The organism is Cyclobacterium sp. 10D3-21, from assembly GCF_055809755.1.
In genome coordinates this window covers 4,550,535-4,564,734 of record NZ_CM147924.1, presented here as the reverse complement: position 1 = coordinate 4,564,734, position 14,200 = coordinate 4,550,535, and the positions used below count along the sequence as shown (strand labels likewise).

Genomic DNA, 14,200 nt, shown 5'->3' with positions numbered 1-14,200 from the left:
ATTAGTACCTATTTATTGGCCAATTAATTTTATTTTAAAAATGGAAATTACCAATTTTCTAAAACATCATTTTAGACATTTTAATGCTGCGGCTCTAATTGATGCTGCTGAAGGGTATAAATCTCATTTAGATGAAAATGGGAAAATGATGATTACGCTAGCCGGAGCCATGTCCACTGCCGAGCTAGGTATTTCTTTGGCTGAAATGATCCGTCAGGATAAAGTACATATCATCACCTGTACTGGGGCAAATTTGGAGGAAGATGTGTTTAACCTGGTAGCTCATGATTATTATGAGCGAATCCCCAACTATAGAGACCTGTCTCCCCAGCAGGAACAGGATTTGGTTGACAGACACATGAACAGGGTAACAGATACCTGTATTCCAGAAATGGAAGCCATGAGGAGAATTGAGCATGTGATTCTTGAAGAGTGGCAAAAAGCAGACAAAGCAGGTGAACATTTTTTTCCTCACGAGTTTTTTTATAAAATATTGTTGTCAGGAAAGCTGGAAAGTGAATACCAAATTGATCCTAAAAATAGCTGGTTGCTAGAGGCTGCAAAGAAAAACATACCCATAGTAGTTCCAGGTTGGGAAGATTCTACCTTGGGCAATATGTTTGCTGGGCACGTGATAGCTGGAGACATTAAAGATGTGCATACTGTAAAAGGAGGGATCCAATACATGATGTATCTGGCAGATTGGTATACCCAAAATGCGACAGAAGAAAGTACGGTTGGGTTTTTTCAAATAGGAGGAGGAATTGCCGGCGATTTTCCTATCTGTGTGGTGCCGATGCTTCATCAGGATTTGCAGCGTGATGGAATACCTCTATGGGGCTATTTCTGTCAAATTTCTGATAGTACTACCTCTTATGGTTCCTATTCTGGGGCAGTACCAAATGAGAAAATCACTTGGGGAAAACTCGGTATTGATACACCAAAATATATTATTGAATCAGACGCTACGATTGTAGCTCCGCTGATTTTTGCTATTGTATTGGGACAATGAAAAGTTTAATATGAACAAAGTATTGGTTATATTTTTAAGAGCAAGCACAATTTTGGTGCTTGCTTTTTTCGTTTTCCATAAATCTGATGGACAAACAACGGATTTAAAACGTGTTTTTTCTTTTGAATATGACGAGCAACAGCCACTTTTAGCTCCAGATGGAACCCTATATTTCACCTTGGCATTTCATCCGAATAATATAGGAGGTAAAAGAGATCCAGGTGATGTTTGGTTTGCACCAAATAATGATGGCGTCTTTGGGGCTCCTCTGTCTGTTCCTGAACTGTCTACTAGATATTATGATTTGCTTATTGGGTTTATTGACCAAGCTTCAGCCCTTGTTTATCACGCCAACCTAAACAATCAACAGGTAATTCAGCGATACATATGGGACGGCGCTAGCTGGAGTAGAGAGGAAGTGGTGCAAATACCTGGTTTTAAAACCGAGGGAGATTACTTTAGTGCTGTACTGGATCCTAGTGGATCCTATATGCTTTTATCAATGAACTCCTTTGGAAGTTATGGGAATGAGGACATCTATGTTTCCAAGGGAAATGGCAATACATGGACAAGACCATTAAATCTCGGGGCGACCATTAATACAGTTAGCCAGGAACTAAGTCCCCAGATTACCATGGATGGTGATACACTGTATTTCTCCACCAATGCTTCTGATAGCGAAAAGAGCATGGAGATCTATTGTAGCAAGCGATTGGATGATTCCTGGCGAAATTGGAGTCAACCAAAACTGTTGAAATTGTCTGAAATGGAAGGAATGGATATGTACTATCTTCCAGACACCAAAAATGGAAGGTTCTTTTTTACCAATACGCAGACCAGCGATGGTTTTGGGAATATATATTTTAATGGAGTGGCGTCCATGCAAAGCACCAATTCCCTCCGCCAACAGCGCAATAAACTGGATAATGAGCCAGATTCAATAATTATTGATAGTTCAGCTTTTGCTAAAAATGAAGACCTATTGTCCACCGATAATGATTTTAATAGCACAAATGAATCGCCATTGGAAAATACAAATATTGGAAGTTTAAGGGAAAATTTGGATAGCCTAACAACTGGAAAAGGACTTGTTTTGAAAGGTTTATTGTTTCAAAGAGGTTCCGTGGAGTTGGTTAATAAAGAATCTTTGACGACTTTGGATGAGTTATCTGCCTATTTAATGGAAAATCCTAAAAAGATTATATCTATAGAAGGGCATACGGATAGTTATGGCAATGAGGTTGTTAATGCGCGATTGTCATTGGCGCGGGCAAATAAAATAAAGGAACTCTTGTTGGAAAAAGGGGTTCCTGAAGTCAGGTTGTTAACAAAAGGTTGGGGAGGAAAAAAACCAATAGCAAGCAATTCGAATTTGGCTGGTAGAATAATGAATCGAAGAGTTGAGATATTTGTGCTTTCTAAAGAACAATAAAATGACTTATTTAAAAAAGTTTAATGTATGCTTATCCATTTTTTTACTAATTATTGCGACCATATCATGTAATGAAAAAACAAAGGACAATGCGGTCGCTAAAGATTTGTCCACCAAGCCTTGGGAAATGCGTCCCTTTGTGAAAATAGATGATAAAAATCCTGTGCTTAATCCAGGGAACCTGACCTTTACATGTCCTATTTTGGAAATGCCTGTAAAGTGGGAGGAAAAGGATGTGTTTAATCCTGCAGCCGTTGTTAAAGATGGTTTGATTAACCTTCTTTACCGGGCAGAGGATAGTATTGGCAGTAATAACGGGACTTCTAGAATTGGGCTTGCATTAAGTGATGATGGCCTAAATTTTAACAAGTTACCTGAACCGATATTTTATCCTGACAATGACAGCCTAAAAACATTGGAATGGGATGGGGGAGTAGAAGATCCAAGGATTGTAGAGGCTGAAGACGGAAGGTATATCTTGACCTATACTAGCTATGATGGGGAAGTTGCTCGGCTTATGTTAGCTACTTCATTAGACCTAAAAAACTGGAAAAAATATGGCCGGGTTTTGAAAGGAAAATGGAAAGATACCTGGAGTAAAGCAGGTGCTATAGTGGCTGAAAGAAAGGGGGACAAGGTAATTGCAAAGAAAATTAACGAGAAATACTGGATGTATTTTGGAGATACAGACCTTTTTCTTGCCTATTCTGATGACTTGATAAACTGGAGCCCATTATTGGAAGAAGGGAAGCTTAAATCGGTACTTAAACCTAGACCCGGATATTTTGATAGCAGATTAGTAGAGTCTGGTCCCTATGCTTTGCTTAGAGAAGAAGGGGTTTTACTATTGTACAATGGTATGAACCTGGGAGAAAATGAGAACCGTGACACTACCCTCGCTCCGGGTACTTATTCGGCAGGGCAAGCTTTGTTTGCTAAAGACAATCCAGGTAAATTGATTGACAGGTCAGAAACTTATTTTTTGACCCCTGAAAAGCCCTATGAAACAGAGGGACAAGTAAATTTGGTTTGTTTTATAGAAGGAATGGTTCCTTACAATGGAAAATGGTTTTTATACTATGGAACAGCAGATTCCAAAATTGCAGTCGCAGTTTATGAGGGAGATTGATTTCTAAAGCTCCGTGTATTTCAATTGTCATGGTTAATGCCGTTTCCATAAAGATGGACCTTGGCATAGGTTTAACCCGGATTCGAAGACGTGGAAAAATGTAACGTAATGAAGGTAACTTGAGCTATTTTGGTGATATTAAGTATTTTACTTTTCCATGGTAAAACCCATGGCTATGGATTTCATTGTCAAATAAAAGGGCTATTGCCTATTTCGGGTTTAACCCGAAATAGGCAATAGACATTCTATTACGTGCTGAAATCGCTTTAAAATCAGCCACTTCGTTGCTGTTTTCAATTTCACCATAGCGGTGCTATGCTAAAATCTCCAAACAGCCTGATTTTCTTGCGATTGCAACACTCATCACGAATTCTATTACATAATCCGGGTTTAACTTTCTGACAATTAAAAACATAAAAAAGGGAAGGCTTCCTATTGGAAACCCTCCCTTTTTTATGTTTAGTCCCTATTAAAATAGAGGACCTTAGTTCATCATTGCTGGTGACCCTCCTTCACTTTCTTTTAAATCTTCATTGGTAACCCCTCTTTTCTTCCTTCTTCCTCCATCAACACTCAATTTACCGATTCTGTAAGAGAAGTTTATTTTGAAATTCATGAATTTCATTCCCGTTACACTACTTTGAGTGATGGTAGGTGTTACTAATTCATTTCTCATTTTAAACTCAGGAGTAAAGAAGTTTTCAGCTCCAAAACCAATGCTTCCACGCTTTTCGGCAAATTGCTTGTTCAAACTTAGGCTATAGATACCGAAACCTCCTGCTGAACCTTGAAGTTGTACTCTCCTTCCACGGTAAAAACTAAAGGCTTGAATCTGCCAGTCTCTCGGTAAGGTGTAATTACCAAATAACCTTCCACTTATTACAAACCCATCATTTTGAGCTCTCAATTGTGGATCTGATAGTCCATTGTCCAATTGAGAAAAATACCCATCAATGGATCCATTCAAAGAAAACTTACCTGAAATATTAACATTTGAAAAAATACCCAAACCATAGGCCCTTTCATTGCCAATATTATCGTAAGTGGTAAAGATAACATCATCATCCTGGATCGTCCTCACTGGCTGAATTGAACCTGTAGTATTCCTTAGATAAGAGGTGAAGTTTAGGGAAGTTCCCTTAATAAATGTACTGTAGGACAATTCATAATTGTCTGTCATTTCAGGATCCAATAATGGGTTTCCCTGAGTGATTTGCTGTGGGTTTGCAGCCTCTATATTGGGGTTAAGGTAATTCAATGATGGTCTTTGAATCCTTCTGTTATAGGCGGCTTTCAACATATTGCCATTGGCCAATTTTCTTCCAAAGTTCATGTTTGGTACCACTGTTCCGTAGGAAGGAATGTCAGCAGGTAAATCGGAAGAAAGAAAGTCTGCATCTATATTTGTATACTCATATCGAACACCAGTCTTTAAGGTGTAATGCTCTAAAAATCCCAAGGTATAAGACAGGTAGCCAGCAGTTACATTTTGGTTGTAATTAAACTGATTGGACAAGTCAACATCCTCATCTTCTATGTATTCCCCATCAGCACCTTCCGCACGGAAATAAGCAAAATCACTGGTCGCTTTTCTAAGGATGTTTTTAGCACCATATTCAATGATTTGTTCATCTTTTGACCCAAGAGGTGTTACATAATCAACCTGGACTGTAAACTCCTCGTTGAGGTTGTCATTGTCATTTCTTATTCTACTCATTATTTGATCAAAAGACTCGTTGTATATACTATTGACAAAGTCGTTTGTACGATTGCTTCTGGAATAGAGGCCTGAGAAACTAATCTCTTTTCCTTTCTTTTCAAACGATTTGGTGTAATTGTAACTGACATCTACATTGTTTGACAGGTTGTCAGTTCTTACGTCGCTTAATGAGATACTGTCCAAAAGGTCCTCAATATAAGTCTCTGTATAACGGTCATCTTGATTAGTTCTCATATTTCTTAGACCGAAACTGACAGAGGTGGTCATAAAATTATAAGTGTTTATCTCATAATCCCAGCCAAAATTATACCTTCCAAACATCATGTTGTTTCGAGTGTCTGCCTCTTGAAGAACTCTTTTGTTTGGACCATCTGAAGAAAGAAGTGTTTGCTCATTTTCGAAGCTACCCAAAATATTGTAACCCATACGGCCAAACCCACCTAAGGAAAAACCCATTTTTCCTTTTTTCAATGCTGCATTTAAACCAAGATTTGATCCTCTCAAACCAGCACTAGTGTTGATGTTCAAAGAAGCTCCTTGTAATTTGTTCTTTTTGGTGACAATATTAATCACACCACCGGTACCTTCAGCATCGTATTTGGCAGAGGGAGAAGTAATTACTTCTACCGATTTAATTTCCTCAGCAGGAATTTGCTTTAAAGCATCTGCAATATTGTTGGCAACAATTGCAGACTGTTTGTTATCAATCAATACCAAAATATTGCTACTGCCCCTCATGGATACATTTCCATCCAAATCTACAGTTAGCATTGGTACCCTTCTCAATACATCGGAAGCATCACCACCAGCGGTAGTTTTGTCATTTTCTGCATTGTAAATGGTTCTGTCTACCTTTTCTTCTATCAAATTTCGTTGACCTTGTACAGTGACTTCTTCAAGTGAAACAGCTGACTCACTAAGTCCAAGATTGCCTAAAAATAAGGATGGGGTACTTGGTCCTACTTCTACACCCTCCCTTACAAAAGAGTCATAGCCAACGAAACTAAGTTCTACTCTATATTTCCCCGCTGTTTTTACATTAAAAAAGAATTCTCCATTGTCATCAGCAACCCCTCCAGCAACCGATGTCTCAGACGCTGCGTCTTTTAAAAGGGCTGTAGCATAAGGAATAGGTTCTCCTGTGGCTTTGTCAATGACTTTACCAGAGATTTTAAATTCCTTCTTTTCATTAGCCTTTTGGCCAAAGCTATCTATGGATTCCACAGACAAAAATATTATCGTAATTAGTAATAGTTTGGTTAGCCTTTTCATTTGTATGATTTTCCCAATTTGGTGTATGTCGTTAAATACCTCAACAAAGAAAATTTTTTCCTTTTACATTAAAAAACCAAATAGATAAGTAGGGTTGATCAATCGACAAAAACCGCTTTTTACCGGACTAAATAAAATCTGAAAATTTTCTTTGTAGTTTATAGATGTAATCTGCCTATTAAGCGGTTACTTTTCCCATTTGGTAGATTCGCCCATTGCATTTAATATCTTTCTTTTATGTTTACATCGGATTATTACATTTTAGGAGTGAAAAAACTCCAAATTTATATTTTATGACAAATTCAATTAAGCCAAGAAAGATCACACTCCTCATCCATGTTTTGGTTTGGTTATTTATAGCCATTGTGATTTTTGTAGTTAGCCCGCTTTCATGGAAAGTGGACTTGCCTATAGAGTATTGGTTCAAACAAGGGCTTACCCTAACTTTCCTAATGTTGGGATTTTACCTCAATATGTATTTATTGGTCCCCAAATTACTTTTTAAAGGTAAAATTTGGGTTTTTGTTGTTGTTGGTATATCAATCACGCTATTGTTTTTATTTTTAATCATTCAGTTTGAAAATCTTTTTAACCTTCCTGAATTGATGCACAATGCTTTCAGACCTGAAAAACCTTATTTGCCTAAGCCTAGAAATTTCAGTTACGATTTGTTTACCATACTACTTTTGTTGTTTGGTTTAGGAATTAGTACAAGTATAGTGGTCGTTGAAAAGTGGCAAATAGACGCAGGTTTAAGGAGGCAAATGGAGCAAGAAAAAGTTTCCTCTGAACTGTCTTACTTAAAAGCCCAAATTAACCCTCATTTCTTTTTTAATACCCTAAATAACATTTACTCACTCACTAATATTGATGTTGAAAGAGCCCAAAAAGCAATTTTAAAACTTTCAAGAATGATGCGTTATGTGCTGTATGAAACAGACAAGGATACAACCTATTTGAGTAAAGAACTTGATTTTATAAGAGATTATGTAGATTTAATGCGCTTAAGGCTGTCAGATAAAGTGAATTTGAATTTGGATATTCAGGAAAAAACCGAAGACATACCTATTGCACCGATGCTTTTACTGCCTTTTATTGAAAATTGTTTTAAGCATGGTGTCAGTGCCAAAATGGAGAGTAAAATTGAGATATTTATAAGCCAAAAAGGAAAAGTCCTCGAACTTAAAACTGTAAATTTGAAATTTCCAGCAAATCCTAAAAGCAAAGAAGAAATAGGAAGTGGTATAGGCCTAACCAATACCAGAAGACGATTGGATTTGATTTATGGAAATAAATGTAAATTGACAATTGATGAGGATAATCCTGAAAATGAATACCGAACTCAATTAAGAATAGATTTGTCATGAAAATCAAATGTGTCGTTGTAGATGATGAGCCATTGGCATTGGAATTGGTTTGCAACTTTGTGAGCAAAACGGGTTTTTTGATTCTCGAAGAGAAATTTGACAGTGCCCTTGACGCTTTGTCTTATATCAATGACAATCAGGTTGATTTGATGTTTCTGGATATACAGATGTCTGATTTAACAGGCATGGAATTGGCCAGAGTACTTGAGGGAAGAAAAGGAAAGCAATCGCCTAAAATAATTTTCACTACCGCCTACAACCAATTTGCCATAGAAGGGTACAAGGTAGATGCACTTGATTATTTGTTAAAGCCATTTGGATATGAGGAGTTTTTAAGTGCCAGCCAAAAAGCCCTGAAGTATTTTGAAAAACAATCCGATAATAAAAATACCATAGCCGAAGATTATATTTTTTTAAAAGTCGAATACCAATTGGTCAAAGTGATGCTAAAAGACATCGTTCTGGTAGAAGGGTATAAAGATTATGTTAAAGTTCATTTGGTAGGTAAAAATGCACCACTGCTTTCCTTGACGACATTAAAAAGCATGGAGGAATTGCTTCCTGAAGGACAGTTTATGCGGGTTCATCGATCTTTTATCATTTCACTTGACCAAATTATCAGTATTAGTAAAAGCACTGTGAACATGGGTATTATGAATATAAGTGTTAGTGAAGGGTATAAAGAGGGCTTTTTGCAGTTTATTAATAAATGGATCAATTGATAATCGACACTGTTTAAATCCTGATTGCGAACATTTTTATTTGGGGAATTTGTTATGCAAATGGGTGTGGCAATCCCTTTTTGCCGAGAATTCCAATGATTTCTAGAGCTCATAGTCTTTCTTAAACCTCCTGATTACAATGGTATTTTGGAATTTGGTCTAAATCAGGTCAATAAAAGATCTATTTTCTATATCGGTTAAAAATGAAAAAGGCTTGAAAATTACTCTTCAAGCCTTTTTACGGTAGTTGTTGGTTTACTTTTCTATTTTACTTTCCACAGGTATTGCCCATAGCCAGCAGCTTTCATCTCATCCTTAGGAATGAATTTCATGGCCGCAGAATTCATACAATACCTTAAACCTGTAGGCTCAGGACCATCGTTGAATACATGACCAATATGGGAATCACCAAATTTACTTCTTACTTCTACTCTTACCATTCCATGCCCCCTATCGGTAGGTTTTTCCAGATACCTGGCATCTAAAGGTTTGGAGAAACTTGGCCATCCTGAGCCAGATTCATATTTGTCGCTCGAACTGAATAACGGGGCACCTGAGACGATACATACATATATACCTGATTCCTTATTCCCGTTGTAAACATTATCAAATGAACGTTCTGTAGCATTTTCCATGGTTACCTGATATTGAAGATTGGTTAATCTTTCTTTCAGGTCTTTATTAGACGGCTTTGGATAGTTACCAGCTTTTGGGATTTCCCAATGTTCACCTATAAATCGGTCTCTTCCAGAACCTACCCTGTAGGATTTATATGCGGCAGGTTCTTTTTTATAGTAATCTTGATGGTATTCTTCGGCAGGATAAAAATTAGTATACTTAACAATAGGAGTAGCGACAGGTTTATCAAAGATTCCAGAAGCATCAATGTCCTCTTTTAGAGATTCTGCTACTTTCTTTTGTTTGTTGTCATGATAAAAAATTGCAGACTGATACTGGCTTCCTCGATCATAAAAACTTCCTCCTTCATCAGTAGGGTCATATTGTTGCCAGAAAATATCGATGATCTCGCTATAACTTATAACATCTGGATCGAAGGTTACCTGAACGGCTTCCTTATGGCTGGTTTGGCCAGAAGAAACCTGCTTATATGTTGGGTTTTTTTCTTTGCCTCCCGCATAACCGGAAACCACAGAAAGAATGCCGTCTATTCCCTCAAAAGGGGATTCTATGCACCAGAAACATCCGCCGGCAAAGGTGGCTTTTTCCGTGTTTCCAGGATAGGAATCTAAATTAACTGTTTTAATCGCTTCAGCCGATTTCTCAGAGCCATTACAAGAAGTAACAGCGATTAAAAGTAGCGAAAAGGCCACTACCATTGATTTTATAGGATAATTCATAAATTGATATTTTTTAATCCAAATTAGAAACGGGAATTGTTCTGGAATTGTTCAAATTTGATTTTACATGTGCCAGTAATGGGTTATATGCTTTTCTTGTATTTGCTATTTTACCTCCTTAAAAGCTATCCATCAATATACGCTAATCAATGCCCATTAGGTTTGAATTACTTGGTAAAACTTTATTAATCCCTTTGCTACGTTACTAATTCCACTTCCAATACTAAATGATAAGTATTTTGGAATTAGATTCAGGCAAATTGTTGATATTAAATACCCTTAATGGCATCGTTTTTGACCCCTATTATAGTACGATTAACTTCTTTGGGTCAGCCAAATATATGGCTAACCCAAAGTGAAAATTTAATATTGAAATTAAACCAACAACAATTATGAAATTTAATGCAATTTATTTCGGTACTGGAGCAGCATTATTCCTAATGTTCTCCTCATGTAGTGAAAACAAAACTGCTGAGAATCATTTGGAAAGAACTAAAAATGAAGTGGAACAAAGGAGCGCTGAGGCCAAAGAGGAATTGAACGAGACCTTTGATTCCCTCAAAAGTGAAATAGTCAAAGAAAAAACAGAATTGAAGGAAGAGTTGGAAAAACTGAAGCAAGAGATAAAAGAAGAGCAGATTGATCCTGCGAATTCCTCAATTGACAAGTTTCTGGCAAGGGCAGATAAAAGTATAAAAAACCTCGAAGTGAAAGCCAGAGAATTTGAAAAAGCTTCAGATAAACGAAAAAGTCAAATAAAATCTGAATTCATAAAATTAGAAAAAGAGGCTGAAAAAAGTCTTGAAAAGCTAAAGGATGAACTTAAGGAATTATAAATAGAAATTGTATCTATTCAATATTTCGGGGCTATTCCCTCTCAGTAAGGAGGGAATAGCCCTTTTTTATCGGAGAAGGATGAAGGGATTATTATGCCAAAAAAAACACTGATATTTCGTTTATCGGGAATGTACATGGCCTGATTTTTCTTAATGAATCACGTTTACATGCCGAAAGGTAAATAGCAATCATACCCATGTTGATCCATTGCAATTGCCTGATTTGATAGAGGAAACCAATGGAATTTGCTATAGCGTGACCTGGCAGAATTTAATTGAATTATTTGGTTTATCTTTAAACCTAAATTACTGGCTCAAAACTTGGTATCAGAAATAGCACATCTATGAAAATTAAGAAAATTTTTAACCTTGAAATTCTTTTGCTTATCACGGTGATAATTAGTTTAATCTCCTGTACAGGTAACAAAGATTTACCAACCTCCGATGACATTACTTTTGAACAGGTTTATGTTCCTGTAATTCAAGGAAAAACTACAGCTATAGCCAAGCTTCATTTGAAATTAGAAAAGCAGGATATTCTAAATAGCCTTGAAATAGCTGTAGAGACTGATACCGATTTTACGGATTTGTCAATAGATATGGTGAATGAGGATGGGATAGAGGAATCACTTCAAGGTGAATTTATCAAAGGTGAAAATGTTTGGAAGTTGCTGGAGGAGAAAAGTTTTCCAGCTGGAAATATCGATTTTACAATTCACGTAAGTATCCCTGAAGATACTCCTTTAAAAAGTAGGTTTAAGCTTCAGATACCAATGTTAGAGATCTCTGGGGAAAAAGTAAAACCTAGAGGGCAGGAAAATGCATTGGCCTATAGGATTGGTAAAGCACTTCGAAATGAAGGTGATGATGGGGTTGCCGCATTCCGAATTCCTGGCCTTGCCACGAGCAATTCTGGGACAATATTGGCTGTTTATGATGTTAGGCATGATGATTCTTCTGATTTACAGGGGGATATTGATGTAGGTTTGAGCAGAAGTGTAGATGGAGGTAATACATGGGAATCCATGCAGATTATTATGGATATGGACGAATGGGGAGGGCTACCTCAGAACCAGAATGGGATAGGGGATCCATCCATTTTAGTTGATGAAGCTAGCGGGGATATTTATGTAGTTGCCCTTTGGTTGCATGGAAAACCTGGGACAGCAGCATGGAGAAGTTCAGAACCTGGTCTGACGCCTAAAGAAACAGGGCAACTGATGATTGTGAAATCAGAAGATGATGGGCTGACTTGGTCTGAGCCTTCAAATATTACGCAACCGATGAAGGATTCTTCCTGGCAATTGTTTTTCAATGGACCTGGAAAGGGCATTAGCATGAAAGATGGCACCCTTGTCTTTGCTGCACAGTATAAAGACCATGAAGAAATTCCACATAGTACCATTATCTACAGTCAAGATCAAGGTGAAACCTGGCAGGTTGGGACTGGAGCAAGATCAAAAACTACTGAAGCTCAGGTCGTAGAATTATTGAATGGCGAGCTAATGTTAAACATGAGAGATGATAGAGGTGGTTCAAGAGCAGTATATACGACAGCTGATATGGGTAAAAGCTGGCAAGAGCACCCTTCCAATAGAAATGCTTTAATTGAGCCAATTTGCATGGCAAGTCTTATCAGGTACAATAAGGATTGGTTGTTCTTTTCTAACCCTGCAGCCACTGATGGTAGGTATAATATCACCGTAAAAGCAAGCAATGATGAGGGACTAACCTGGCCAAATGCCAATCAAGTTTTATTGGACGCTCAAAAAGGCTGGGGGTATAGTTGCATGACCATAATAGATGAGGAAAATCTGGGGATAATATATGAAGGTAGTCAAGCACATATGACTTTTCAAATTTTACCAATTTCTGAAATTATTTCAATTGATTAATAATAAAAAGTAACTTTAAATATATCTAATTATAAATAATTACGTTAATATTGGTTACAATTTTATTAAGTTCCAAAATGTTAAAAACAGCGTTCTTAAAGAATTAATTGTTTAAAATATAGAAAAATATAAAATTCTGTTTCTTTTTTTTATAAATTGTTATCTTTGATAGTTATGCCTTTTTTATGTAAGGGTAATAATATAAAATTAATAGATATTAGTAAGAAAATAGTGCTAGACGCAGATTTTGATTTTGATGTGTTTTTTAATTTATCGCCGGAATTACTTTGCGTGGTTAGTTTTGATGGTTGTTTTGAAAAAATCAATCCTGCATTTCAAAAGGTTTTGGGCTACACAGAGGAGGAACTAATAGGAAATCCCCTAGGTAATTTTATTCATGAAAATGATAAAGAGTCTACTCATAAAATCAGGGAGAATTTAAAAATAGGCTCTAGATTAAATAATTTTGAAAATCGATATTTGTCCAAATCAGGAGAAGTATTATGGCTATCGTGGACATCTAAACTTGTACCTGATAAAAAGTTAATTTTCGGAATAGCCAGGCTTATCAATCCAAAAAAGGAAATAGAGGCCAAAAGGAATGAATTGATCAAAGAGCTTTCAAGTACCAACGAAAAACTCAAACAATTGACAATCACTATTTCTCATGATCTAAGGTCCCCTGTCAATAATTTACTGGCTCTTTTTGAACTTTTGGAGATGGATAAAATTCAAGACGAAGAAAATTTAGAAGTCGTGGACCTGCTTCAACAATCTACAATGGGGTTAAAAACCCACCTTGATGATTTTCTTACTTCACTAAAGAAAGATGAGTTACTGGTTATTAAAGTTGAACAGCTTTCTTTTCAAGAATTGTTAAACCAATCAACAAGCGCCATCAAATCTTTAATAAAAAATTCCCACGCAAAAATTATTTCTGATTTTTCGGAAGCTCCAACTGTTAGTTTTAATAAAGCCTATTTAGAAAGTCTTTTTTTAAATTTAATATCTAATTCCATAAAGTATACCAGGCCTGATATAGAGCCAATAATTAAAATTCGTTCCTTTTCTAAAGCCGGTATTACCAGACTTTCTGTTAAAGACAATGGCATAGGGTTCGATATGGAGAAAGTGGAAAAGAAGATATTTGGATTTGATCAGAAGTTTCATGACAATGAAGAAAGCCAAGGCATAGGTTTATATTTGGTGCACAATTATGTTACCGCTCTTGGGGGTAGAATAGAGGTCAAGAGCAAGCCTGAAAAAGGAACTGAATTTATTGTTTATTTCAAAAACCAATAATTGATACTTAAGTAAGAAAATCAATTTCCTTTTTATTATTGTGACGCATATTTTTTTGATTTTTTTGTATCAAAATGATTTATTTTCTCTTTACATCCGTTACCTAACTATATTGTAATGTCAATTTGTACAGTATCACCATAATTGTGCAATTG

General features: G+C 36.5%; 10 protein-coding genes. 8 read left to right on the top strand and 2 right to left on the bottom strand.

Features of this window, described 5'->3' with window-relative positions; genetic code table 11:
* The first annotated feature begins 40 nt into the window (after nt 1-40).
* The 3 genes from AC0L7T_RS17665 to AC0L7T_RS17655 are packed head-to-tail and all read left to right on the top strand — an operon-like array spanning nt 41 to nt 3,573.
* On the top strand, nt 41-1,012 hold the full coding sequence (locus AC0L7T_RS17665; protein WP_473337075.1) for a deoxyhypusine synthase family protein: 972 nt from the start codon (nt 41-43) through the stop codon (nt 1,010-1,012).
* Between the two features lie 10 nt (nt 1,013-1,022).
* Complete coding sequence (locus tag AC0L7T_RS17660) at nt 1,023-2,444, top strand: OmpA family protein (protein WP_473337073.1); 1,422 nt, start codon at nt 1,023-1,025, stop codon at nt 2,442-2,444.
* Nucleotide 2,445: 1 nt separating this feature from the next.
* Nucleotides 2,446-3,573, top strand: a complete 1,128-nt coding sequence (locus tag AC0L7T_RS17655) for a glycoside hydrolase family 130 protein (RefSeq protein ID WP_473337071.1) — start codon at nt 2,446-2,448, stop codon at nt 3,571-3,573.
* Nucleotides 3,574-4,057: 484 nt separating this feature from the next.
* Here AC0L7T_RS17655 and AC0L7T_RS17650 read toward each other — a convergent pair whose 3' ends face one another.
* Nucleotides 4,058-6,565, bottom strand: a complete 2,508-nt coding sequence (locus tag AC0L7T_RS17650) for a TonB-dependent receptor (protein ID WP_473337068.1) — start codon at nt 6,563-6,565, stop codon at nt 4,058-4,060.
* A gap of 293 nt (nt 6,566-6,858) precedes the next feature.
* Here AC0L7T_RS17650 and AC0L7T_RS17645 point away from each other — a divergent pair, with 293 nt between their 5' ends.
* Together AC0L7T_RS17645 and AC0L7T_RS17640 are read left to right on the top strand one after the other, a co-directional pair.
* The gene (locus tag AC0L7T_RS17645; protein WP_473337067.1) at nt 6,859-7,932 is read left to right on the top strand and encodes a sensor histidine kinase; all 1,074 of its coding nucleotides are present in this window, start codon (nt 6,859-6,861) and stop codon (nt 7,930-7,932) included.
* Nucleotides 7,929-8,654 carry a LytR/AlgR family response regulator transcription factor gene (locus AC0L7T_RS17640; protein WP_473337065.1) on the top strand — a complete coding sequence of 242 codons (726 nt, stop codon included), beginning with the start codon at nt 7,929-7,931 and terminating at the stop codon, nt 8,652-8,654. Before AC0L7T_RS17645 ends, AC0L7T_RS17640 begins: the two co-directional genes overlap by 4 nt.
* A gap of 263 nt (nt 8,655-8,917) precedes the next feature.
* Here the strand turns inward: AC0L7T_RS17640 and msrA are convergent, their stop codons facing one another.
* A complete protein-coding gene (gene msrA, locus AC0L7T_RS17635) occupies nt 8,918-10,012 on the bottom strand; it encodes a peptide-methionine (S)-S-oxide reductase MsrA (RefSeq protein ID WP_473337063.1) in 1,095 nt (364 codons plus the stop codon).
* Between the two features lie 392 nt (nt 10,013-10,404).
* Between msrA and AC0L7T_RS17630 the strand changes: the two genes are divergently transcribed.
* The 3 genes from AC0L7T_RS17630 (at nt 10,405) to AC0L7T_RS17620 (ending at nt 14,045) form a co-directional block, all read left to right on the top strand.
* Nucleotides 10,405-10,848, top strand: coding sequence for a hypothetical protein (locus tag AC0L7T_RS17630; RefSeq protein ID WP_473337062.1), 444 nt, complete (start codon nt 10,405-10,407; stop codon nt 10,846-10,848).
* Between the two features lie 344 nt (nt 10,849-11,192).
* The gene (locus AC0L7T_RS17625) at nt 11,193-12,743 is read left to right on the top strand and encodes a sialidase family protein (RefSeq protein WP_473337060.1); all 1,551 of its coding nucleotides are present in this window, start codon (nt 11,193-11,195) and stop codon (nt 12,741-12,743) included.
* Between the two features lie 231 nt (nt 12,744-12,974).
* Nucleotides 12,975-14,045 (top strand): PAS domain-containing sensor histidine kinase, encoded by a 1,071-nt coding sequence (locus AC0L7T_RS17620; RefSeq protein WP_473337058.1) that lies wholly within the window; start codon nt 12,975-12,977, stop codon nt 14,043-14,045.
* Nucleotides 14,046-14,200: the final 155 nt, after the last annotated feature.

Coding starts and splice junctions, on each gene's coding strand:
- AC0L7T_RS17665 (WP_473337075.1), top strand. CDS start 41: ATGGAAATTACCAATTTTCTAAAACATCATTTTAGACATTTTAATGCT.
- AC0L7T_RS17660 (WP_473337073.1), top strand. CDS start 1,023: ATGAACAAAGTATTGGTTATATTTTTAAGAGCAAGCACAATTTTGGTG.
- AC0L7T_RS17655 (WP_473337071.1), top strand. CDS start 2,446: ATGACTTATTTAAAAAAGTTTAATGTATGCTTATCCATTTTTTTACTA.
- AC0L7T_RS17650 (WP_473337068.1), bottom strand. CDS start 6,565: ATGAAAAGGCTAACCAAACTATTACTAATTACGATAATATTTTTGTCT.
- AC0L7T_RS17645 (WP_473337067.1), top strand. CDS start 6,859: ATGACAAATTCAATTAAGCCAAGAAAGATCACACTCCTCATCCATGTT.
- AC0L7T_RS17640 (WP_473337065.1), top strand. CDS start 7,929: ATGAAAATCAAATGTGTCGTTGTAGATGATGAGCCATTGGCATTGGAA.
- msrA (WP_473337063.1), bottom strand. CDS start 10,012: ATGAATTATCCTATAAAATCAATGGTAGTGGCCTTTTCGCTACTTTTA.
- AC0L7T_RS17630 (WP_473337062.1), top strand. CDS start 10,405: ATGAAATTTAATGCAATTTATTTCGGTACTGGAGCAGCATTATTCCTA.
- AC0L7T_RS17625 (WP_473337060.1), top strand. CDS start 11,193: ATGAAAATTAAGAAAATTTTTAACCTTGAAATTCTTTTGCTTATCACG.